The 22545-nt window shown below is 58.6% G+C and carries 22 protein-coding genes and 2 tRNA genes; 16 read left to right on the top strand and 8 right to left on the bottom strand.

The window, feature by feature from the left end; all coding sequences use genetic code 11:
- Positions 1 to 2: 2 nt before the first annotated feature.
- The 5 genes from ACQ66M_RS00330 to pgi form a co-directional block, all read right to left on the bottom strand.
- Complete coding sequence (locus ACQ66M_RS00330; protein ID WP_430401263.1) at positions 3 to 1400, bottom strand: alpha,alpha-trehalose-phosphate synthase (UDP-forming); 1398 nt, start codon at positions 1398 to 1400, stop codon at positions 3 to 5.
- Between the two features lie 145 nt (positions 1401 to 1545).
- A tRNA-Phe gene (locus tag ACQ66M_RS00325) sits at positions 1546 to 1620 on the bottom strand.
- Positions 1621 to 1676: 56 nt separating this feature from the next.
- On the bottom strand, positions 1677 to 1898 hold the full coding sequence (locus ACQ66M_RS00320) for a DNA gyrase inhibitor YacG (protein ID WP_430401261.1): 222 nt from the start codon (positions 1896 to 1898) through the stop codon (positions 1677 to 1679).
- Positions 1895 to 2956, bottom strand: a complete 1062-nt coding sequence (locus ACQ66M_RS00315; RefSeq protein WP_430401259.1) for a ribonuclease E/G — start codon at positions 2954 to 2956, stop codon at positions 1895 to 1897. The genes ACQ66M_RS00320 and ACQ66M_RS00315 overlap by 4 nt, the downstream gene beginning before the upstream one ends.
- A gap of 1 nt (position 2957) precedes the next feature.
- Positions 2958 to 4508 carry a glucose-6-phosphate isomerase gene (gene pgi, locus ACQ66M_RS00310; protein ID WP_430401257.1) on the bottom strand — a complete coding sequence of 517 codons (1551 nt, stop codon included), beginning with the start codon at positions 4506 to 4508 and terminating at the stop codon, positions 2958 to 2960.
- A 214-nt stretch (positions 4509 to 4722) separates the two neighbouring features.
- Here pgi and tuf point away from each other — a divergent pair, with 214 nt between their 5' ends.
- Positions 4723 to 5913 carry an elongation factor Tu gene (gene tuf / locus ACQ66M_RS00305; RefSeq protein ID WP_430401255.1) on the top strand — a complete coding sequence of 397 codons (1191 nt, stop codon included), beginning with the start codon at positions 4723 to 4725 and terminating at the stop codon, positions 5911 to 5913.
- A 161-nt stretch (positions 5914 to 6074) separates the two neighbouring features.
- A tRNA-Trp gene (locus ACQ66M_RS00300) sits at positions 6075 to 6150 on the top strand.
- A gap of 53 nt (positions 6151 to 6203) precedes the next feature.
- Here the strand turns inward: ACQ66M_RS00300 and ACQ66M_RS00295 are convergent.
- Positions 6204 to 7487 carry an FAD-dependent oxidoreductase gene (locus ACQ66M_RS00295; protein WP_350172547.1) on the bottom strand — a complete coding sequence of 428 codons (1284 nt, stop codon included), beginning with the start codon at positions 7485 to 7487 and terminating at the stop codon, positions 6204 to 6206.
- A gap of 144 nt (positions 7488 to 7631) precedes the next feature.
- Here ACQ66M_RS00295 and ACQ66M_RS00290 point away from each other — a divergent pair, with 144 nt between their 5' ends.
- A complete protein-coding gene (locus ACQ66M_RS00290; RefSeq protein ID WP_430401253.1) occupies positions 7632 to 9284 on the top strand; it encodes a sensor histidine kinase in 1653 nt (550 codons plus the stop codon).
- 10 nt (positions 9285 to 9294) lie between these two features.
- Here ACQ66M_RS00290 and ACQ66M_RS00285 read toward each other — a convergent pair whose 3' ends face one another.
- Positions 9295 to 9846: a thioesterase family protein gene (locus tag ACQ66M_RS00285; protein ID WP_430401251.1), complete on the bottom strand. Its 552-nt coding sequence runs from the start codon at positions 9844 to 9846 to the stop codon at positions 9295 to 9297.
- Between the two features lie 31 nt (positions 9847 to 9877).
- Complete coding sequence (locus ACQ66M_RS00280; RefSeq protein ID WP_350172541.1) at positions 9878 to 10387, bottom strand: flavin reductase family protein; 510 nt, start codon at positions 10385 to 10387, stop codon at positions 9878 to 9880.
- Between the two features lie 121 nt (positions 10388 to 10508).
- Between ACQ66M_RS00280 and ACQ66M_RS00275 the strand changes: the two genes are divergently transcribed.
- From ACQ66M_RS00275 to nuoE, 13 genes are all read left to right on the top strand, one after another.
- Positions 10509 to 12143, top strand: a complete 1635-nt coding sequence (locus ACQ66M_RS00275; RefSeq protein WP_430401249.1) for an alpha-amylase family glycosyl hydrolase — start codon at positions 10509 to 10511, stop codon at positions 12141 to 12143.
- Positions 12144 to 12297: 154 nt separating this feature from the next.
- Positions 12298 to 13776, top strand: a complete 1479-nt coding sequence (zwf, locus tag ACQ66M_RS00270) for a glucose-6-phosphate dehydrogenase (protein ID WP_350172537.1) — start codon at positions 12298 to 12300, stop codon at positions 13774 to 13776.
- Positions 13773 to 14483: a 6-phosphogluconolactonase gene (gene pgl, locus ACQ66M_RS00265; protein ID WP_430401248.1), complete on the top strand. Its 711-nt coding sequence runs from the start codon at positions 13773 to 13775 to the stop codon at positions 14481 to 14483. The genes zwf and pgl overlap by 4 nt, the downstream gene beginning before the upstream one ends.
- Positions 14483 to 16315, top strand: coding sequence for a phosphogluconate dehydratase (gene edd / locus ACQ66M_RS00260; RefSeq protein ID WP_350172599.1), 1833 nt, complete (start codon positions 14483 to 14485; stop codon positions 16313 to 16315). Before pgl ends, edd begins: the two co-directional genes overlap by 1 nt.
- On the top strand, positions 16316 to 17284 hold the full coding sequence (locus ACQ66M_RS00255) for a glucokinase (RefSeq protein ID WP_350172533.1): 969 nt from the start codon (positions 16316 to 16318) through the stop codon (positions 17282 to 17284). It begins immediately after the preceding gene.
- Positions 17281 to 17916: a bifunctional 4-hydroxy-2-oxoglutarate aldolase/2-dehydro-3-deoxy-phosphogluconate aldolase gene (locus tag ACQ66M_RS00250; RefSeq protein WP_350172531.1), complete on the top strand. Its 636-nt coding sequence runs from the start codon at positions 17281 to 17283 to the stop codon at positions 17914 to 17916. The genes ACQ66M_RS00255 and ACQ66M_RS00250 overlap by 4 nt, the downstream gene beginning before the upstream one ends.
- A gap of 245 nt (positions 17917 to 18161) precedes the next feature.
- Positions 18162 to 18536, top strand: coding sequence for an NADH-quinone oxidoreductase subunit A (locus tag ACQ66M_RS00245; RefSeq protein WP_350172529.1), 375 nt, complete (start codon positions 18162 to 18164; stop codon positions 18534 to 18536).
- The gene (locus ACQ66M_RS00240; RefSeq protein ID WP_430401247.1) at positions 18506 to 19108 is read left to right on the top strand and encodes a NuoB/complex I 20 kDa subunit family protein; all 603 of its coding nucleotides are present in this window, start codon (positions 18506 to 18508) and stop codon (positions 19106 to 19108) included. The genes ACQ66M_RS00245 and ACQ66M_RS00240 overlap by 31 nt, the downstream gene beginning before the upstream one ends.
- 10 nt (positions 19109 to 19118) lie before the next feature.
- Positions 19119 to 19739, top strand: a complete 621-nt coding sequence (locus ACQ66M_RS00235; RefSeq protein WP_350172525.1) for an NADH-quinone oxidoreductase subunit C — start codon at positions 19119 to 19121, stop codon at positions 19737 to 19739.
- Positions 19739 to 20944, top strand: coding sequence for an NADH-quinone oxidoreductase subunit D (locus ACQ66M_RS00230; RefSeq protein ID WP_430401246.1), 1206 nt, complete (start codon positions 19739 to 19741; stop codon positions 20942 to 20944). Before ACQ66M_RS00235 ends, ACQ66M_RS00230 begins: the two co-directional genes overlap by 1 nt.
- Entirely contained in the window at positions 20941 to 21282 is a 342-nt protein-coding gene (locus tag ACQ66M_RS00225) for an SgcJ/EcaC family oxidoreductase (protein ID WP_350172521.1), read from the top strand. Before ACQ66M_RS00230 ends, ACQ66M_RS00225 begins: the two co-directional genes overlap by 4 nt.
- A 3-nt stretch (positions 21283 to 21285) precedes the next feature.
- Positions 21286 to 21735, top strand: coding sequence for a VOC family protein (locus ACQ66M_RS00220; RefSeq protein ID WP_350172519.1), 450 nt, complete (start codon positions 21286 to 21288; stop codon positions 21733 to 21735).
- Entirely contained in the window at positions 21736 to 22542 is an 807-nt protein-coding gene (nuoE, locus tag ACQ66M_RS00215) for an NADH-quinone oxidoreductase subunit NuoE (RefSeq protein ID WP_350172516.1), read from the top strand.
- Positions 22543 to 22545 lie beyond the last annotated feature (3 nt).

Here is a 22545-nt window from a genome sequence, read left to right as displayed (position 1 = left end):
CACTAGATACCGGCCGGGTCTGAGTCAAACGCAGCGAGGAAGTGTCCACGCCACCAGGTGATATCCTGACGGCAAATGCCGTCATACAGGGCGCGCCAGCGCCTTTTTCGCTCTGCGAGCGGCATGTTCAGCGCCGTGAGTACGGCATCGGCGACAGCGTCCCGATCATGAGGATTGATGATGAGGGCCTCCTTCATCTGCTCGGCCGCGCCTGCAAACTGAGAGAGCACCAGCACGCCGGGGTCTTCCGGATCCTGCGCCGCAATATACTCCTTAGCGACGAGATTCATCCCATCCTGCAGTGGCGTGACGAGCCCCACTCGCGCCAGTCGGTAAAGCCCGGCAAGTTCATCCCGCTCATAGCCGCGTGCCAGGTAACGGATCGGTATCCAGTCGAGATCGCCATAATCACCATTTATGCGGCCTGACAATTCGTCGAGTTGCTGTCGCAGTTGGGCGTATTCCTCGACGACAGAACGGGATGGCGGCGCAATCTGGGTGAATGATATGGTGCCATGGAGAATTGGATATTTGTCGAAAAGCGTTGCCATACCTTCGAACCGCTGAGGCAGGCCTTTTGAATAATCCATCCGGTCGACACCGATGATTAGATGTCGGTCGCCAAGGAATTTCGCGAGTTTTTGAGCCGCGTTTTCAGCTGTGTCGCTGGTGGCGCTCTGACTGAATCCTTCTGCGTCAATTCCAATCGGACAAAGCCGCAACGTGAGTGTGTGGTCGCCGATCCTGTAGCGTTCTTCGCTGACCTGCTCGGCGCCCAGCTCCTCCTGCATGTAGCGGGAGAAATTCTTGCAATCGTGCGGGCTTTGAAGGCCGACGACATCGTAGGCGCACAGGCCTTCTCCCAGCAACCTGTGGTCAGGGATAGAACGGAAGACTTCTGGCGCGGGAAACGGAATATGAAGGAAAAACCCGGTTTGTCGCGGGCAATTTTGCTCTTTCAGCTGTTTCGCAAGCAGGAAGAAATGGTAGTCCTGGACCCAGATTATATCGTCAGGGGTCGTCTGGTTTGCGATGGCCTGGGCGAATCGTTGATTGATGGCGACGTAGGCGGCAAAATACTCACTGTCGAATACGGCCAGGTCCAGTCGATTGTGCATGACTGGCCAAAGGACGCTGTTGGCGTAGCCCAGATAGAATCCCTCATAATCTGCCTTAGACATGTCGATCAGGGCGAAGGACACGCCACCTTCCTCGGTCAAATTCACGCGCCGCCTGGGCACGTCAAAGATCTTGCCGCTCCAGCCGATCCACAGGCCGCCTGTTTCGGCCAGCGTGTCCGACAGGGCTACGGCGAGCCCGCCAGCGCCGGGGCTGCCAAACGACGTGCGATTGGAGACGGCGACGAGGCGACGGGACGAATGTGGACGCGGTTTGTTCATATGAGCACTTGGCAAGGGTACTCACGAACCTTTAGCCGGTTCCGTTCTGCGGCGTCGGACGTGCGAATAATGTTGGGACTGCCCGATTTTAAGGCAGTTGGTTGGCCCGATAGGGGGGCGAACGGTTTCCAGCACGGTGGTGAAATGGTGCCCGGGGGCGGAATCGAACCACCGACACGCGGATTTTCAATCCGCTGCTCTACCCCTGAGCTACCCGGGCGGGCCAGTAGGGAAGGCGGGTAATAACCAAGGCAGGCACGCTTGTCTATCGCGTTTTCAGTCATCACCTGCGAAGTCTTCCAGCGTGCGTCCACTGTCGACGTTCTCGTCCAATTCAACGGGTGCGCCGGGGATGGCATATCCGCCCTTCAGCCATTGGCCCAGGTCAACATCAGCGCATCGCTTCGAGCAGAAAGGCCGATAGTCTGGCGAAACGGGTTTCTTACGGCACTGGGCGCACTTTGGCATGCGTTTCTCAGGTGAAATCGGCTTGCTCATATCTGGAACACTTCAGGCTGGGGCTTGGCGTGGGGTGATATTGCCAATCTGGCACCGAAAGCCTCGTCAAGGCGGGGCTGAAGGTCAAGACCGCATCCTGTCATCCACGCATGTGCGCGTTCGGGGAGGTTCACCTGAAAACGCGCCATGGGTTGCGCGAGAGCTTCGCGCTGCAGGTGGCGAAGCCCGTCCAGACACAGGGTTTCGTCGCTCGGCAAGCCGTCTGAATCCAGCATCCGGTCTGCAATCGGTGTTTCTCCCCAGGCAATCGATGCTTCCATCAGGCCGAAAGGAGACGGAGCGAGTGCCTTGGCCTGCCGTGTTGAAACGGTAGAAAAAGCTGCGAGGAATTCATCGCGCACCTTGAGGCCTGCGTCGCGGTTTATCGGCGACACGCAATCCAGCACGGCGGCGCCGCCGAGATTACGAAGGCTGAGCTGGCGGGCGAGTTCACGACCGGCTTCGAGGTTTATGCGAAGCGCGCGGGCCGCTGCACGGCCGGTGTCGCTGCGGCCTGATGTATCGAGGTCTACAGCGACAATCGCGGCTGTGGGCTGGATACGGAGCGTGCCACCGCCGTGCAATGTTACGGTTTCAGAAAGCGCCTCGTCGAATGCAGCCTGAATATTCGGGTCGCCGACAGGCACATCTTCCGGTGTCACGCTCGCCCCATGGGAAAGGCGTGAAAGCCACAGGTCTGCTGCGCTGGCTTTAGCCTGTCCCTTTTCAGGGGCAGCATCAATCAACTGCACGCGGGCGAGCTTTCCGCGCCGGGCTTCCGCAGCAATTTTGACGGCAATGCTTTGGCCCTCTGTCAGCCGATGTCCCTCAGCAAGGCGCAAGAAGGCCTCCGGTCCATAAGCGAGTTCGACAAAAGCGCCTCCCTGGCGTTCGTGGATCGCCCGAATTCTGCATTCAGTGATGGTGCCAAGTTGCGCGCGCGCCCCCTGATCGCTCCATCTGTCCAGCCGGAGGGCGATGGGACGATCTGTTGCGTCAAGGGCGACCCATCGCGTCTCCCCGACAGCCTTTTCACGCAGGATCCGGCTTGGCGGCATGTCAGCGCAGAGCTGCGATCAAGGAGGCCGTCACGGGATCGGTGGCGGACGCATCGCCCGTCAGAACTGGCTTCAAACGCGCCGCCATGGTCTTGCCACGTTCGACGCCCCACTGGTCGAAGGGATTAAGGCCCCAAAGCTTGCCGACGAAATAGGTGCGATGTTCGTACATGGCGACAAGCGCTCCAAATGCTTCGGGTCCAAACGCGGTGTGCATCATGAATGTCGAAGCGCGTCCTCCGGCATGGACCTTCTGGCGCGCGACACTGTCCTCTAGGCCGGGTTCTTCTTTCATGACCTCGGCAAGGTTGCGGCCATTGGCGAGGACTTCGGCCTGGGCGAGGGCGTGTGCCGTTAGCGCAGCCAGGCCTTCGGAATCACGCCCGGTGTCCGGCGCGAGTATGAACTCGCACGGTACAGATTGAGAGCCTTGGTGCAGCCACTGATGATAGGAATGCTGGCCAACCGAGCCCTCTCCACCCCACAGGGCAGGGGCTGTGGCCACGGGCACCTGCGCGCCGTCCGGGCCGACGCTCTTGCCGTTCGATTCCATTTCGAGCTGCTGCAGATAGGTTGGGAGTAGTCTCAGGCGGTTTGCATAGGCCAGAATAACGCGCATCCTGTCACCCAGGACAGAGGTGTTCCAGTAGTCGAGCAGAGCAAGACGCATTGGGACATTGCTGTTCAGCGGTGTCTCGCGAGCGTGCCTGTCCATTTCCTCGGCGCCCGCCAGAACGCGTTCGAAGATGTCGGCGGTCAGGTAGATCATGCAGGCGAGAGATGCGGCGGACCAGAGTGAAAAGCGTCCGCCGACCGATAGCGGCATGTCGAACACATGAGCGTCGCGTCCGCCCAGCCAGGCTTTCGCCTTCTCCGGGGCTGCAGTCACAAGAGCCAGGTGGCGAGCGGTATCGTTGCCCAAGGTACGCTCCAGCCATTTGCGTGCACGCGCCAGATTGTAAAGGGTTTCTTCGGTTCCGAACGACTTGGATACGCCGATAACGAGTGTCTCTTCGGGATTGAGGCCTGCCAGTGCACGGTCGAGATCCAGCGGATCGACATTGGCGCAGAAGCGAAGATCTATTCCCGCAGGCGCGGAATCTTCGAATGCGTCCGCGATGAGGCGTGGCCCGAAATCGGATCCACCGATTCCAATATGAACGATGGAGGTGAAGTGTTTGCCGTTGGCGGTCGTCTGTTTGCCTGAACGCACGTCACGGGCGAATTGCAGGGCAGGCAGTATGCTTCGCCTGACCGTCTCAGCCTCTCCGGAGAGGGGTGATGGTGCCCGGAGCGCCCAATGCAGGGCGGGACGCCCCTCGGACGGATTGACGATAGCCGATCCGAACAGCGCTTCCGCCGTCGATTCGAGATCGATGGCGCGGCCGAATTCGATAAGCGCGGTTTCTGATTCAGCGTCGAGGTAGTGGCGCGCCATATCGATGCGCCAGCCAGCCGCAGACAAGGTACATAAACCGGCGCGTTTCGCCGCTATCTCTGCCAGAGGGCTTGTGCGAACCCGCTGAGCGTGCGCGGAAAGGTCAACAACCATAAAACGTCCCTCGGTGAATGAACTGGTTCATGGCATATCCGGCGTTGGGTCTCGAAGGCAAGCCGCGTGACCTCGCACAGTCGGCATACAAATGCCCGCTTGAAACCCGTGCCACACATGGGTATGAGGCGCGTTTAACGGGCAGTCTGCCTGCTATTTGGATATCAAACCTCGTCCGGCGGGCCGGACACCAGACACATTAAGGAGAGGCCCGATGGGCAAGGCAAAGTTTGAACGCAACAAGCCGCACGTGAACATCGGCACGATTGGACACGTTGACCATGGCAAGACGACGCTGACGGCGGCGATTTCGATGACGCTTGCGGCGGCATCGGGTGGCGAAGCCAAATCGTATGCTGATATTGACTCTGCGCCGGAAGAGAAGGCGCGTGGCATCACGATCAACACGGCGCACGTTGAATACGAGACGGAGAACCGTCACTATGCGCATGTCGACTGCCCGGGCCACGCTGACTATGTGAAGAACATGATCACCGGTGCGGCCCAGATGGACGGCGCGATCCTGGTTGTGAACGCAGCTGACGGCCCGATGCCGCAGACGCGCGAGCACATCCTGCTGGCCAAGCAGGTTGGCGTGCCGGCCATGGTTGTCTTTCTGAACAAGGTTGACCAGGTTGATGATGCCGAGCTTCTGGAACTGGTCGAGATGGAAGTGCGTGAACTTCTGTCCTCGTACGACTTCCCTGGCGACGACATTCCGATCATCGCGGGTTCCGCGCTGGCGGCTGTCGAAGGCCGTGATGATGCGATCGGCAAGGACAAGGTGCTTGAGCTGATGCAGGCTGTGGATGACTATATCCCGACGCCAGAGCGTCCGCTGGACAAGCCGTTCCTGATGCCGGTCGAAGACGTGTTCTCGATTTCTGGCCGTGGCACGGTTGTGACCGGCCGTGTCGAGCAGGGCATCATCAAGGTGGGTGAGGAAATCGAGATTGTCGGCATCCGCCCGACGGTTAAGACGACCTGTACCGGCGTTGAAATGTTCCGCAAGCTGCTCGACCAGGGCCAGGCTGGCGACAATATCGGCGCGCTGCTTCGCGGTGTTGACCGTGAAGGCGTCGAGCGCGGCCAGGTTCTCTGCAAGCCAGGTTCGATCACGCCGCACACGACGTTCGAAGCCGAAGCCTACATCCTGACGAAGGAAGAGGGTGGCCGTCACACGCCATTCTTCACCAACTATCGTCCGCAGTTCTACTTCCGCACGACCGACGTGACGGGTGTTGTGACGCTGCCGGCCGACAAGGAAATGGTTCTGCCAGGCGATAACGTGAAAATGGATGTCGAGCTGATCCAGCCGATCGCCATGGACCAGGGCCTGCGCTTCGCCATCCGCGAAGGCGGCCGCACCGTCGGCGCCGGCGTCGTCTCGGCCATCAAGAAGTAAGCTGGAAACAGCAACCCAAAGACAAAGGCCGCTTCCAAAAGGAAGCGGCCTTTTTTGTCAGGGCAGGGTGAGGGGGCCAAACGGCTCCAGCTTTTGATGTTTGTCTGAACCTTCTGTCTTGCAGCCCGCAAGCATTTGGGGCAAACCACCGCTTCGCCTGTAGGGGTATAGCTCAGTTGGTAGAGTACCGGTCTCCAAAACCGGGTGTCGTAGGTTCGAGTCCTACTGCCCCTGCCAGGCGTTGTTTTCTTCAGATAATCGAGCGCTCATGCCGGCCTGCCGTTTGATGGTCAGGCAAGCTCCATCTCTTTGTCTTTCAGGGAAGCCAGCATGTCCTGAACGACGGTCTGACTGCGCGAAACCACGCTTGAGACCAGCTCGTGGGAAAATGTCGACCCGCTGAACCAGGTGCTATTGTGACCCTGAACGCGTCGCAGATCGCCAAACAGGCCGGATCCGACGGCTTCGGCCCGATATTGCGGGAAATATTGCCATGTTTTCTGAAGGATTACGTTGTTGATTGTGAAGCCGTGCAATGCGGCGTCGGCAAACAGGATTTCGCGCAATTCGTCTGGCGTGAGGCCGTCAGAAAATTGTCCGGTCACGTAAAGCCGCCCGCCGAGATCGAAACTTTCGCCCTCTGCCCGTCCGCCGAGTATTGCCCCGCGGAGTTCACTACTCCTGGAGGCTCTTGAGTATCCGATCACCTGATGCCCTGTGAACCAGTCATTGGATGCAATCAGCGTCGTCGTGTAATTCTTCCAGCTGATGCTGTCGGCAACGCGCTGCTCAAGCTCGCTGGCCTGGGTGATGCCAGTGAACAATTGCATTGGAATTGTTGAAATGACTGCGTCAAAGGCCTCTTCTGTGTCGCGCGTGTAAATCACCGGTTTCGGTCCGGTGCGGTCCAATCCGGTCACCCCGGCGCCAAGCCGGACGTCAAACGGGCGCGCAAACCGCTCCCAGAACGTGCTCCAGCCCTGCTCGGGCATATGCAGGTCATTGAGGACGCCGGAGAGCAGGTATTGAAGGTCGCACCATTGGACCGTCTGGCCGATCGTGGCTTCGTCGACATAGCCGTAGCCCTGAGTCGTCTGGATTCGATGCATTGCCAGTTCGATTTTGGGGATGTTGAGGCGGCGCACCCAGTCGATCGTTGACAGGGAGGCTTCTTTCATGGTCGCAGGATCATCCGGATGGTCGCGAATAGCCTTGCGAAGCGCGCCTGCCTTGCCAATGAAGCGCATCACCTGGAGGGGCAGGGGAGCGCCAGGCCCCTGCTTGACATAATTAAAGACGGATTGCCCATCGAAACGCGCCTCGCCAAGCCGCTTTAGCGTGATGGCGTTTTCTTTCATCCAGCCTTTGATCATGGTGTGCGCGCGGGTAGTGTAGCACGTTCCCATTTCGTTCAGATTGTCGCCGTTAAGGATGGAGAATGACTTGCCGCCGATGCGGTCATTCGCCTCGAAGACGACCGGCCGTACGCCTTGCTCCTGTAAGAAACGCGCCGCGCTGAGGCCTGCAGGCCCCGCACCGATAACTGCTATTCTGTATCGATCCGTATTTTTCAATATCGGCTTCATGAACTCTAATTATTAACGAAATCATCGCCACTCTCATAAAGTTAGCCTTTGGTGACAAGGCTCATTTTCATCTTATGGCGGTATTCAGCCCTTATGCCGACGACTGGGTCACAGAATTCGTTCCTGAAGTACTTGCTACAGCGCAAGCACCCAAACACGACTGCGGTGGATCGGGTTGTCTTGCTGGAGCAGCACCTGGCTTTCGCGAGCCACGCGGCCACGATGGCGGCCGTCATGCTGATCAATTCGACTGCGACCACCGTGTTGATCGAGAGCAGCGTGGCGGATACGTCGATGCGTTACTGGCTGTTCCTCAATTGGGCACTCGCCATCGTGCTTCTCATCGACGCGCTCCTCAAGCGTGGCCTGTCGCGCCCGACGGCTGTTAGCGGCCGGTATTTGCGCCGTTCCGAATGGCTCGCTTATGCGTTTGGGGGCGCTTGGGGTTCGTTGCCTTTCTTCATCAATGGCGATGAGTATATGGCGGTGATCTATGCCGCATTGCTGATCCTGCCGATGATTGCAGGCATGTCGGCACTCCTGCCGTCTGTGCCCAGAGTCGTGATGCGATATTCCGCTACAGCCGTTTTCATGCTGCTCCTATACGCTGCAATATCCTCGGCAAAGTCGAGTCTCGTGATTTCAGTCATGGTGCTGGTTTTTACGTTCGCCGTGTATTTCGGCATGAAGCGGACGTACATGACATTTGTATCCAACGTTGAATCGCGGATCAGGGCGATGGAGTCGCACGAGATTCTCATTGGCGCTCTGAATGCCAGCGGGCAGGCATTTGCGTATCTCGATGCTAAGGGAAACGTGCTCGTCCAAAACGACCTGCACAAAGCCTACTTCACGGGCACGGAAAGCGACCTGAGTACGGGATCGCGTCGGTTGCCACGAGCCGGTGACCGGTATTGGCAGAAATCGGTTGAAACCGTTCCGAACGGTGGGCACGTCATTTTGCACACCGACGTGACAAGCCTCGAGCAAAGTAAGCGCGATCTTGAAGTTGCGAAGGAAGAAGCGGAAACTGCTGATGCGGCCAAAACCCGCTTCCTGAACTCCATGAGCCGCGAGCTTAAAGTGCCGCTCGACGTGATCGTCGGGTGTTCAGGTTTGATGGGCAGTGATTCCAACATACCGTTCGACGAGCGTGAATTCCGTGGCTATGCCGATCAGATTCGAAAACACGCTTCTTATCTTGGCGGAATCATCGATCAGATCATCAGCTTTTCAAAGCTGAACCGCGAAACGGTTACGGCCGAGGAAGAGGTCGTGGAGCTGGCGGAAATCGTCAATAGTGCCGTCAGCCGGGTCCGCCTCGCCTCACCTGGATATGCCGACGTGCCACTCCAGATCAGTATCGAACCCGGGCTTCCCAATGTCTATTATGATCGCACTGCACTGGAGCGGATCGTCCAGAACCTGGTAACGAACGCGTTCGAGCATGGCTCTGCATCCTCTATTACCGTGAAAGTGTCGCGGATCGTCGGACGCGGTATTCTGCTGATGGTGCGGGATCGCGGCCTTGGCATGACGAAGAGCGACGTCGAACAGGCGTTCGAGCCTTTCTTCCAGAGTTCGCGCACGAATGAAATGAAGGATGGGCGAGGCGTTGGTCTCGGCTTGACTGTCAGTCGGAAACTGGCGCGGCAGCATGATGGCGATGTGCTGCTTGATAGCCAGGACGGCCGTGGCACGAGCGCCTTCCTCGTGATTCCGCCAAGCCGTTGCGTATCAGCAAATGAGCACGAGAAGCCAGCGCCTGTTCGCGAAAACATTTAAGCGGCCCGTGTCAGGTGCAGGGCGTGGAGCCTGCTCCGACGGCTCTTCCGCGTTCGGAATCGATAATCATCTGGCGAAAACTGGGATCAAGAGCGGGGCTAAGATCAGGTGCACCCAGTTCGCGGGCAATTGAGCTGATCGGCACAGGCGATCCTTTGCGGCCGATGATTCGCGCCAGCATGGTGCTGACGGCAACATGCTGGCCAGCCGCGATAAATTCATGGACATAGCAGACATAATTGTCCTGCCATCCGACGATTGATGTAATAACTTCGAACTTCTGGGCGAGGCGCAGGTCACCGGTCTGGCGAATTGATTCCGCCTGAATGATGGGCATCCAGCCGTTCTGGCGCACCATGCGGCCCAAGCCGATCTGCATCACCGAGTTGACCGTTGCCAGGTCGGTGTAGGAGCGGATACGGTGCAGGGGCACGCACTGAGAGAAGGACAGGTCTGTGAACCAGACGCGTAGCTGAAGCCGTGATGCTTCAAGTGGCCCCACGGAAGACTGACGGCGCAGCGCCGCAATCAAAACGAACACGAATCGCACGAACAGGTTCATCTGCGTCCCAACGCCTTTGCCCGGACGCCTGCTAACCAATCCCGGCGTCCTGTTTTTCTACCGTATCAGATAACACGGCATAACGCCCGCCATGAAACAGGAGCGGGCGGGCAGTGTGATCCGCCGAGATGCGAATGACCTCACCGAGGAAGATAATGTGGTCGCCACCATCATGCTGGGCATACGTTCGGCATTCGAGTCGCGCTGCGCTGCGAGGAAGAATGGGCGCGCCTCCTTCGCCGGGTTCGAACTCAATTCCTTCGAATTTGTCGACGTCCCTTCTGGAGAAATGCCGTGAAAGCTCCGATTGATCCTCTCGCAGGATATGAACACAGAAGTGACCGGCATTTTGAAAGGCTGTGACACTGCGTGATCCGCGGCTGAGCGACCAGAGTATCAAGGGCGGGTCCATGGAAACGGAATTGAAGCTGTTCGCGGTCACGCCGAAGGGTTCGCCGTCTTCCGTTCGGGCTGTTATGATCGTTACACCAGTGACGAACAGGCCGAGTGCGTCCCGGAAAGAGCGGGTGTCAAATTCCATATCTGTTCATCTAGGCTGCATTTGTGGTGTAGCAAAGTTGAAATCCCATATTTCTCATAAGTTGCCCCTGTGGTGGAGCAATTGATTGAACGGGATACATGTTAGGAAGGGTTTGCATGAAATGACGGGCTCCAAGCAGACGCAACTGGGCACGACCGGTAGTGCATCACAGCCATGGTGGCGCGGGGCGGTTATCTACCAGGTCTACCCGCGCAGCTATCTGGACACGAATGGCGATGGCGTCGGTGACTTGCCGGGGATTACCGAAAAGCTCGGATACATCGCCTCGCTCGGCGTCTGCGGGCTGTGGATATCGCCATTCTTCACGTCGCCAATGAAGGATTTCGGATACGACGTGTCCGACTATTGCGATGTCGACCCGATTTTCGGAACGCTTGATGACTTCGATCACCTCATCGAGGTTGCGCATGGAGAAGGCCTGCGCGTGATCATCGATCAGGTGATGTCACATACATCGGATGAGCACGCATGGTTTCGCGAAAGCCGGGGCAACCGTGAAAACAAGAAAGCTGACTGGTATGTGTGGCAGAACGCCAGGCCGGACGGCTCACCACCCAATAACTGGCAGGCTGTGTTTGGTGGCCCTGCGTGGACCTGGGATGCGCGCAGGCAACAATATTATATGCACAATTTCCTGCCCAGCCAGCCGCAGCTCAATCTCCACAATCGCGAGGTTCAGGATGCGTTGCTCGCCGCGTCTCGCTTCTGGCTGGACCGGGGCGTGGACGGATTCAGGCTGGATGCAATCAACTTCTCGATGTTCGATCCCGAGTTTACGGACAACCCGGCCAGGGAAATCGGCAACCGGACAATCACCCGGCCACACGACCTGCAACATCACGTCCACAATCAATCCCATCCGGACATCCCGAAATTCCTGGAACGCGTGCGCGGGTTGACGGACGGATATGGTGCGGTCTTCACGGTGGCGGAAGTTGCCGGGCCTGATCCGCTGCCGGAAATGAAAGCGTTCACGATGGGCGATGCGCGCTTGAGTTCAGCCTATAGTTTTGACTTTCTCTATGCGTCAACATTGACACCGCGGCGCGTTCGTCGCGCGCAATCGAACTGGATGGGCGGTTTTGAAACGGGTTGGCCGTCATGGGCCTTTTCCAACCACGACGCGCCGCGATGTGTATCGCGCTGGTATGACGGCAGGGACCGAAACAGATTTGCGAGATTGACCAATGCGCTCCTGCTATGCCTCCGGGGAAATCCGATACTGTATCAGGGCGAAGAGCTTGGCTTGCCCCAGGCGGAAATCGCCTACGAGGCATTGCAGGATCCCGAGGCGATTGCGAACTGGCCGCTCACACTTGGACGGGACGGTGCCCGAACACCCATGCCATGGGTGAAGGGGCAGGCGGCGGCAGGTTTCACAACGGGTAGCCCATGGCTTCCGAACGGGCAGGGGCATGCCGAGGCCGCAGTGGATCAGCAGAGCGAAGATGCCGGATCAGTGCTTAATTTCACGCGTGAGATTCTGAGACTTCGTAAGGATTCGGCAGCTTTGATGGTGGGAGATATCGAATTCTTCGATGCTCAGGAACCTTTGTTGGCGTTCCGTCGCATGGGTCGTGACGAAAATGTGCTTTGCCTGTTCAACCTCGGTGCCGTACCGATTGCGCGCCCGGATTTTCTGCCATCGGGCGTGACAGCCTGGGCTGAGTCCGGATGGGCTGAAAATGCATCGGACAGTGTACCTGAATATTCCGTCTGGATTGGCCGAATCTGACACGCGTTGACGCTACGACAGCTTAGCGTGGCTAGGGCATTCAAATGATTGGCCCTGTGAGCCGAGAACGGCTTTGGCAACTCAGGCGAAATACGATAGTCAGAGCCAGATTCCCGTGGAACGCGTGAATCCGATAGCGCTCGGAGTATCCAGTATGGCGAAATTCGTTCCGGTTGAGCCCTTTGACATCGTTATTTTCGGAGGCACCGGAGACCTGTCCCGTCGCAAGCTCCTGCCCGCCCTTTATCACCGGTGGGTCGATGAGCAGATTCCCGCGACGAGCCGTATTGTCGGAACAGCGCGATCGGAAATGTCTACCGGGGAGTATCGCGCGATGGCGCGGGAAGCGTGCGAAACTGCCTCAGGAGAGAACTGGGATGCAGAGGCCTGGGAGTCGTTCGAAAAGATTATTGAATATGTCTCCATCGACGCGACTGACGCAAAAGCCGACTGGCCGACCCTGAAGTCCAAACTGTCAGGCGATTCCAAGCGGCCATGCGTGTTCTATCTTGCGACCTCGCCACGTCTCTATGTGGGCATTTCCGAAGCGCTTGGAAGGGCAGGGCTTGCAACCGAGCGGGCGCGTGTCGTTCTTGAAAAGCCCATCGGGACGGACCTGGAGTCTGCCCGCGAGATCAATGATGGCGTAGGGGCTGTGTTTGCAGAGCGTCAGGTTTTCCGCATTGACCACTATCTTGGGAAAGAGACCGTTCAGAATCTGCTCGTGCTTCGGTTTGCCAACATGTTGTTTGAGCCCCTCTGGTCGCGCAATTACGTCGATCACGTCCAGATTACAGTGGCCGAAGATCTCGGTCTTGAGGGCCGCGCTGATTATTATGACAGATCCGGCGCCTTGCGTGACATGGTGCAGAACCACATGCTGCAATTGCTCTGCTTAACGGCAATGGAGCCGCCAAATCATCTTGATGACGATGACATCCGGACTGAAAAGATCAAAGTACTCAATGCGTTGACGCCCATTTCCGGTGACGCGACGCGTCGATTGACGGTCCGCGGCCAGTACAAGGCCGGCGTGCGTGGGGACGAGCCTGTCAAAGGTTATATCGACGAACTCAGCGGAGGCGCCAAAAGCACGACTGAAACCTTCGTGGCGATCAAGGCGTCGGTCGATAATTGGCGCTGGGCTGGCGTTCCCTTTTATCTGCGCACAGGCAAGCGACTGCCAAAACGACATTCAGACATCGTGATCCAGTTCAAGCCAGCGCCGCACTCGCTGTTCGGTGAAGGCAATGACGCGGTCAATCGGCTCGTCATTCGCCTCCAGCCGGATGAAGGCGTGAGGCTTTATGTGCAGATCAAGGAGCCTGGCCCCGGCGGATTGCGGGTAAAATCCCTGCCGCTCAACTTGTCCTATGCGGAGAGTTTCACGGTCAGGTACCCAGACGCTTACGAGCGCCTGCTGATGGATGTCGTAAGGGGCAACCTTTCCCTGTTCATGCGCCGCGATGAAGTGGAAGCCGCATGGGCCTGGGTCGATGGACTGATCGATGCATGGGAACAGTCCGGAGACGCGCCAGAACTCTACGCTGCTGGAAGCAACGGTCCGCTGGCTGCTGCCATGATGATGGACCGGGACGGGCGTGAATGGTTCGAAGGGACGCAGACCGGATGAAGCATGAGTTCCTCAGCCACGCGACCCGCGAAGAAGCCGTAGATTTTGCGGCCAGAATGGCCGCAGGCGTGCTTGAGGCCGCGATAGCGGATTCCGGCCGGGCAAGCTTTCTTGTGTCGGGTGGGTCAACGCCTGTCCCGCTGTTTGACCGCTTGGCGAACAAAGAGCTGGCTTGGGGCCGGGTGACGGTCGGGCTGGTCGATGAGCGATGGGTCAGTCCTGTTGATGCCGGGTCGAACGAACGCCTTGTGCGCCACCACCTGCTCACGGGACGGGCCGGCGCTGCAGGCTTCGTGCCGATGAAAACAGACGCGCCAACCGCAAGCGACGCCGTGGCTGACAGGGGGATGGCATACAAGCCTCATTGCGATCCCATCGACCTGATCGTTCTGGGCATGGGCAATGACGGGCACACTGCCAGCTGGTTTCCGGGCTCAAAGGGCCTCAGGGATGCCATGCAGGCGGAGGAGGATAGGGTCGTCGCAGCCATCGACGCGACGGGTTGCCCGGTTGCAGGCAGCATGCCGCACCGCCTGACATTAACCGGGTCGGCCATCATCGATTCAGATGCAGCAATCCTGCTGCTGTTCGGCGTCGAGAAGCGCGAAGTCTTTGAGGCTGCGCTGAAATCAGATCCAGCTGAAAAGCCGATACGCTTCGCTGTCGATGGACTTGGCCCCCGCCTCACGGTCATATGGGCACCATGATGACAATACTGCACCCCACAATAGCCGACGTAACGGACCGTATTCGCCACCGCTCCAGGGAAACAAGGGCAGCCTATCTTGAACTGATAAGGTCGCGTCGCCCTGACGGTTTTGCGCGAATGAAAATGACCGAGGGCAATCTGGCCCACGCATCGGCTGGGTGCGCGGTCATGGAGAAGTCCGAACTGCTTGGCGGTGGCTGGCCGAACATCGGGATCATCACGTCCTATAATGACATGCTGTCGGCTCATGCGCCCTTTGAGGGCTATCCGGATATCATCCGGCGGGCGGCAAGAGAGGTCGGCGCTATCGCGCAGGTGGCCGGAGGTGTGCCCGCAATGTGCGACGGGGTCACTCAAGGCCAGGAAGGCATGGAGCTTTCGCTCTTTTCGCGAGACGTGATCGCGATGTCATCCGCCATCGGGCTGAGCCATGACGTGTTCGATGCGGCCTTGCACCTTGGCGTGTGCGACAAGATCGTGCCGGGGCTGGTTATCGCGGCGCTACGTTTCGGCTGGATTCCTTCAGTCTTCGTGCCCGCAGGCCCGATGCCCTCAGGTCTACCGAACCCCGAAAAGGTTCGCATTCGGCAGCTCTTCGCTGAAGGTAAAGTCGGACGCGAAGAATTGCTGCGTGCCGAGGCCGAGAGTTATCACACGCAGGGAACCTGCACGTTCTACGGCACGGCCAATTCGAACCAGATGTTGATGGAAGTGATGGGGTTCCATCTGCCCGGCGCGGCGTTCACCAATCCGGGGACACCCTTGCGCGAGGCGCTTACACGCGCCGCGACCGCACGGGCGGCTGAGATCACAGCCCAGGGTGAAGACTACAGGCCGGCTGGGGAACTGATAGACGAGCGGTCCATCGTCAACGGGATTGTCGGCCTCATGGCGACGGGCGGCTCAACCAACCACGCGCTTCACATTCCGGCGATGGCAGCCGCCGCAGGTATTCAGGTGTCACTGGAAGACTTTGCCGACATCAGCGCCGTCACGCCGCTATTGGCCCGCATCTATCCAAACGGGCCTTCAGACGTGAACCATTTCCATGCTGCGGGCGGGATGAGTTTCCTCGTCAGGGAACTTCTCGGCGCGGGCCTCATGCATGGCGATGCTGAAGGCGTCGCCGGGCCGATCTCTGGCTATGATCGTGAACCTGTCTTCGAGGATGGCACGCTCGTGTGGCGAAGCGCACCGTCCCACAGCGCAGACCTCGATATTCTGCGCCCGGCGTCTGATCCGTTCTCCAGGGATGGCGGTCTTCGCCTGATGGACGGACGGCTCGGACGCGGGGTGAGCAAGGTGTCAGCTGTCAAGCCGGCCAATCGTGTCTTGGAAGCGCCAGCGATCGTGTTTGATACGCAAGGGGCGCTGAAGGCCGCATTCGAGGCTGGACACCTGGATCGGGACTTCGTGGCGGTCGTGAGATTCCAAGGGCCGGCAGCCAATGGCATGCCCGAACTGCATGGACTGACGCCCGTGCTCGGTATTTTGCAGGATAGAGGCCACAAGGTTGCACTGGTTACCGACGGACGAATGTCCGGTGCCAGCGGGAAAATCCCCTCGGCAATTCATATGAGCCCCGAAGCGGCCCGCGGCGGGCCGCTGGCGCGTGTAAGGGATGGCGACATGATCGCATTCGATTCGGAGAAAGGCACTCTGGACGTCAAAGTCGACGACGCCACGTTCCTCGCTCGCGAACCAGCGCAATTCCGTCCGAACGCATCCGCGATGGGGTTGGGCAGGGAAATGTTCTCGTACTTCCGCCAGATGGCAGGGACGGCTGACACGGGTGCCAGCCAGTTTGCATTTCTCGGCGAGGGTAGCTGAGTGGCGTTGAGCGCGATGCTGGTGGGAGACGTTGGGGGCACCAATGTTCGCTTTGGGATCGCGCGGCGTGAAAATGGCCGCTTCCTCATAGACCAGTATCAAAGGTTCGAAGGCGACGATTTTGATTCGTTCCATGATGTGTTGGCGCGGTATCTGAACGACAAGGGACTCGAGCCGGAACATGCCTGCTTCGCTCTGGCAGGTCCTGTTGAAAATGGTGAAGTCCAGCTTACCAACCGGCCCTGGCATGTGTCGGCGCACGAGATTTCACGCCGGTTCAATATTGCGCATGTTCATCTTATCAATGACTTTGCGGGCATGGCCCGGGCGGTGCCGGAACTCGACCGGGCGAGGTTCGACACGATCATCAATGGGTATCCGGTCGCAGGCGCCCCCATTCTTGTCGCTGGCCCTGGCACCGGTTTTGGCGTCGCGACCCTGTTTGGCTCCGATGAAAGCGGCTGGCAGGTGTTGAACGGGGAGGGCGGGCACATGGCGTTCGCTCCGCGTGATCAGGATGAACTGGAATTAGCGAAAGTTCTGCTCCAGCGACACGGATATGTGTCGAACGAACTGGTCGCATCCGGAAGCGGACTCAACGCGGTCCATGAGGCACTCTGCGAAATCCATGGGCGGGCCTACGCGAAATTAGGCCCTCAGGAGATGCGTCGACTGGCGGATGACGGCGATGAAATGTTCCGGTCCTTAATCCAGATCCGGGCGAATGCCGTGATGAGCGCTGCGGGCGATCTGGTGCTGGCGAATGGGGCGCTTGGCGGCGTTGTACTTGCCGGGGGCGTCAGCGAACGCATAACCGACTTCCTGACTTCGCCCGAAGCGCAGGAGAGATTCGTCCGGCGCGGCCCGCTTAGCAAATACTTGCGCAATTGTCCTGTTTGGCTGATGCGTGACCCCGAAGCGCCGCTTATCGGTGCAGCGGCCTTCCATGAACAGGAGATCAAGCGATGACATTCCCTCTGAAATCCCTTGTGGAGGCTGCGAGCAAGGCGCCGATTGTGCCAGTGCTGGTTGTCGATCGAATCGAGGTCGCAGCGCCGCTAGCTCGCGCGCTGGTCGATGGCGGATTGACCATCGCGGAGGTCACATTGCGCACGCCCTCTGGATTGGGTGTGATTGAAGAGATGAAAACCGCTGAACCCGGCCTGAAAGTGGGCGCGGGAACGGTGCTGACTGAAACAGACGCAGAAAACGCCCTGTCGGCAGGCTCTGACTTTCTGGTGTCTCCCGGCATGTCGCCACAATTGCTGGCCGGGCTCGGCGGTCGCCGCCGTTTGATGATCCCCGGTGTGGCAACTGCAAGTGAAGCGATGGCGCGGCATGAAGAAGGGTTTGATCTTCTCAAATTGTTTCCGGCCTCAATTGTGGGTGGGGTCGGTGCCTTGAAGGCGATTGGGGGTCCGCTTCCCCACCTTCGGTTCATGCCGACGGGCGGGATCACGGAAAGTGATGTCGGAAAATATCTTGCGCTTCCCAACGTGTTCGCTGCTGGCGGTTCGTGGATCGCGACCGGGGCAGACATTGCGGCAGAAGACTGGAAAGGAATCAGCGCAAAAGCGCACAAGGCCCTCGCCGCGATCTGAGGCCCCCGAAGGCGGATTTAAAGCATTCGCGGCTAAAGTTCGGGCATCCTGTTTTTTTGAAAAGCCCGATACGGCGCAGATGCGGGTGGTAAGCACCTGTCCGTGACGCACCGCCGCAGCCGCTTAGGCGTGAATTAAGCTATCTGAAGCGATAAAGTGAGACCCGCGATATAATGTGACTGTCTGTTGCGTGGCGGGCAAAACCGTCCTAATCCGGCGCCAGACAAGGTCAGGAGACAATGAACATGACCGAGATTGAACGGCTCGCACTGGATTACCTTCCAGTGATCATATTCCTGGTGATTGGCGCGGTGATATCAGGTCTATTCATAGTCGGCACATTCCTGCTGGCGCCCTCGAATCCTGACCCTGAGAAAAACTCGGCTTATGAGTGTGGATTCAACGCATTCGACGATGCCCGGATGAAATTTGACGTGAGATTCTACCTCGTCGCCATCCTGTTCATCATCTTCGATCTTGAAGTGGCATTCCTGTTTCCGTGGGCAATTTCGCTCGGCACGATCGGGCTCGTGGGCTTCTGGTCAATGGTGGTCTTCCTTGGAGTGCTCACCGTAGGATTCATCTACGAATGGCGCCGTGGCGCGCTGGAGTGGGAATAGTGGCAGACGACGGCTTCAAAAAGTACGCGCTTGGAAGTGCCCGCGCGGGTGTTGAAGGGGGCTTTGTGCCCCGCGACGATGACCCGTTCTACAATGGCCTGTCGGATGAGCTTGCCGACAAGGGCTACTTCACCGCCGCTGCGGATGACCTGATTACCTGGGCTCGCACCGGTTCTCTGATGTGGATGACGTTCGGCCTGGCCTGTTGCGCCGTCGAAATGATGCACGCTGGCAACCCGCGTTATGACCTGGAACGATTCGGGATGGCGCCGCGCGGTTCGCCACGTCAATCAGATGTCATGATCGTTGCCGGCACGCTGACCAACAAGATGGCGCCAGCCCTGCGCAAGGTCTACGATCAGATGCCCGAGCCACGCTACGTGATCTCCATGGGCAGCTGCGCTAATGGCGGGGGCTACTATCACTACAGCTATTCCGTTGTGCGCGGTTGTGACCGCATCGTGCCGGTCGACATCTATGTGCCGGGTTGTCCGCCGACAGCTGAGGCGCTCGTCTACGGCTTCCTTCAATTGCAGAAGAAAATTCGGCGCGAAGGCTCGATCGAGCGCTAGGGGAATAAGAATGAGTATCGAAGCCCTAAGAGATCTCGCAGCCCATATCGAAGCGAGGCAGGGTGATGCCGTGCGCGCGTCGCAGGTCGTGGTAGGCGAGCTTACGCTGCTCGCCGAGCGCGATCATGTCGTGCGTCTGTTGCGTTTCCTGCGTGACGATCAGCAGTGCAATTTCGAAACACTGATCGACATTTGCGGCGTGGATTATCCAGAGCGCTCTGACCGGTTTGAAGTCGTGTATCACCTGCTGTCGATGCGCATGAATCATCGCATTCGTGTGCGCATCCGCACCGATGAAGAAGCGCCCGTGCCGAGCGCAACGGCTATCTGGCCTGCGGCGAACTGGTTCGAGCGTGAGGCGTTCGATATGTACGGGATCCAGTTTGCTGATCACCCTGACCTGCGCCGGATTCTCACGGACTATGGTTTTGAGGGCTATCCGCTGCGCAAGGATTTTCCGCTGACCGGAAATTACGAGGTCCGCTATGACGATCTTGAAAAGCGGGTTGTCTACGAGCCGGTCCAGTTGACGCAGGAATACAGGAACTTCGATTTCCTCTCGCCCTGGGAAGGCATGACCAGCGAGATGCCCGGTGATGAAAAAGCCGTCTCCGAGGAGGCTCCCGAGTAATGGCCGATACGATCCACACGTCCATCGAGGATGAACGCAAGTTCACGCTGAATTTTGGTCCACAGCATCCGGCGGCGCATGGCGTGCTTCGCATGATCATGGATCTGGATGGCGAAGTCGTTACGCGCATCGACAGCCATATAGGCCTGTTGCATCGCGGCACTGAAAAACTGCTGGAATACAAGACATTCCTGCAGGGGCTGCCATACTTTGACCGCCTCGATTATTGCTCGCCGATGAACCAGGAGCATGCCTGGTGTCTTGCGATCGAAAAGCTGATGGGCATCGAGGTGCCGCGCCGCGCCAGCCTGATCCGGGTCATGTTCTCCGAGATCGGCCGGATCATGTCGCACATCCTGAACGTCACCACGCAGGCGATGGATGTGGGCGCGCTCACTCCCATTACCTGGGGCTTTGAAGAACGCGAGAAACTCTGCGTCTTCTATGAGCGCGCGTCAGGCAGCCGCATGCACGCAGCCTATTTCCGGCCGGGCGGGGTTCATCAGGACCTTCCGCAGGCCTTGATTGATGATATCGCCGAATGGTGCCTCCATTTTCCGGTGGCCATGAACCGTCTCGAGTCGTTGATCACCGAGAATCGCATCTTCAAGCAGCGCAATGCAGATATCGGCGTTGTTGACGTGAAGACGATCATGGACTGGGGGTTTACCGGCGTGATGGTGCGTGGCTCGGGCCTCACATGGGACCTGCGCCGGGCACAGCCTTATGAATGCTATGAGGAGCTCGACTTCAAAATTCCGGTTGGCCGGAACGGCGATAATTACGACCGCTATGTCTGCCGCATGGAGGAAATGAAGGAGTCGACCAAGATCATCCAGCAATGCATCGAATTGCTCGCAAAGGAAGGTCCAGGGCCGGTTCTGCCGCGCGATTCCAAGTTGGCACCACCGCGCCGTGCCGAGATGAAGAATTCGATGGAAGCCCTGATCCATCACTTCAAGCTTTACACCGAAGGCTTCCACGTGCCGGAGGGCGAATGTTACGCCGCCATTGAGGCGCCTAAAGGCGAATTTGGCGTGTACCTCGTGTCTGACGGTACCAACAAGCCCTATCGCGCCAAGGTCCGTGCGCCGGGGTTTCCTCATCTTCAGGCAATGGATCACTTGTCCAAGGGTCACCAGCTGGCCGACGTTTCAGCGATCCTTGGGTCGCTGGATATCGTGTTCGGGGAGGTGGACCGGTGAGTGCGTCTGCTGACCTAATCCAGCGCCAACTCGATGCTTATAATGCGCACGACATTGAGGCATTCATGGCATGCTATGCTGAAGACGCTCAGCTGGCGGGGCTCAATGGCGCTGTCACGCAGACGGGGCATGACGCCATCCGGGCGCGCCATCTGGACCTGTTCGCTCAGCACCCGCAGAACCGTGCGGAACTGGCCAACCGGATTGACCTTGGAACAACTGTCATAGACCATGAGCGGGTCGAGCGTGCGCCGGGTGGCGAGCGCTTTGAAGTGGCCGCGATCTACACGATTAGCGACGGCAGGATTGCCCGCGTTGATTTCGCGCGGGGCGTCTGAGCCATGGCAGCTTTTCCGGAGCGCAGGCTTTCAATCATCACAATCGGCGTGCGGGATCGTGCGGCCTTGACCGGCTTCTATGAAACCGTGCTGGGCTTCAAAAATGTCGGCCCCGAGGGCATGAGCATGTTTGACATGGGCGGGTTCATTCTCGGCCTGTGGGAAGAGGACAGGCTGGCGGACGATGCCGGATTGCCCAACAACCGGACGGGTGATTTCAAGGCCCTTGCACTCGCATACAACGCACGTTCCATCGATGAGGTCGATGGCATATTCGCTGATCTTGCCAGCGCAGGCGTGACGATTACAGCGCCGCCACACAAGGCGTTCTGGGGTGGCTATTCGGGGTATTTCACTGACCCTGAAGGCAATGCCTGGGAAGTTGCGTACAACCCGTTTTGGACACTGGACGAGGCAGGCCGCGTGGTGCTGCCGTCCACGGAGGACGTTTAGATGGCATTGCGCCGGTTCGATATCGAGGCGGGAGGCGATACGTTCGCTTTCAAGCCTGAGACAGAAGACAAGATCGCCTTCTGGCGCGCCAAATATCCGGCGGATCGCCAGCGCTCGGCTGTGATCCCGATGCTGTGGCTGGCGCAGAAGGACAATCATGGCTGGCTGTCCGAGCCGGCAATGCGTGAAGTCGCTGATCGTCTCGAGATGCCCTACATCCGCGTCTACGAAGTGGCGACGTTTTACACGATGTTCCGTATGCAGCCGGTTGGAAAGTTTCACATCCAGCTGTGCGGCACGACGCCCTGCATGCTGCGCGGCGCTGAAGCCCTGAGGGACGTCTGCAAGAAGGAAATCGGCCCGGCGATGTATGTCACCGACGACAAGCGCCTTTCCTGGGAAGAAGTTGAGTGCCTTGGTGCATGTGTGAACGCGCCGATGGCGCAGATCAATGATGACTATTATGAGGACCTGTCACCGGACAGCTTCAGCAAGATCATCTCGAAACTCAAGAATGGTGCAGAAGCGCAGCCTGGTCCGCAGATTGACCGGGTCAATAGCGGTCCTGAAGGCGGAACAACCCTCCTGACAGAACCGCACCTTTTTGATGGAAGCCGGAACACTATCTCGGCCCTGCCAAACCTGCCGGTGCCAGCTGAAGATGCAAACGCCGAAGCCAAGGGCATGCCCGACGAAGACCCACCGACGAACACCAAACGCGAATCGCCCGAGGCCGGAAAGGGTGGCAAGACCACCCTGCTGCCCAAGCGCGATGAAACGACTGCCAAAAATGGCGATGAGGACTAGGAC

The organism is Hyphomonas sp., from assembly GCF_965284475.1.
Taxonomy (GTDB): domain Bacteria; phylum Pseudomonadota; class Alphaproteobacteria; order Caulobacterales; family Hyphomonadaceae; genus Hyphomonas.
The sequence above is the reverse complement of the archived record's forward strand: the minus strand, read 5'-3'. Positions and strand labels throughout refer to the sequence as shown.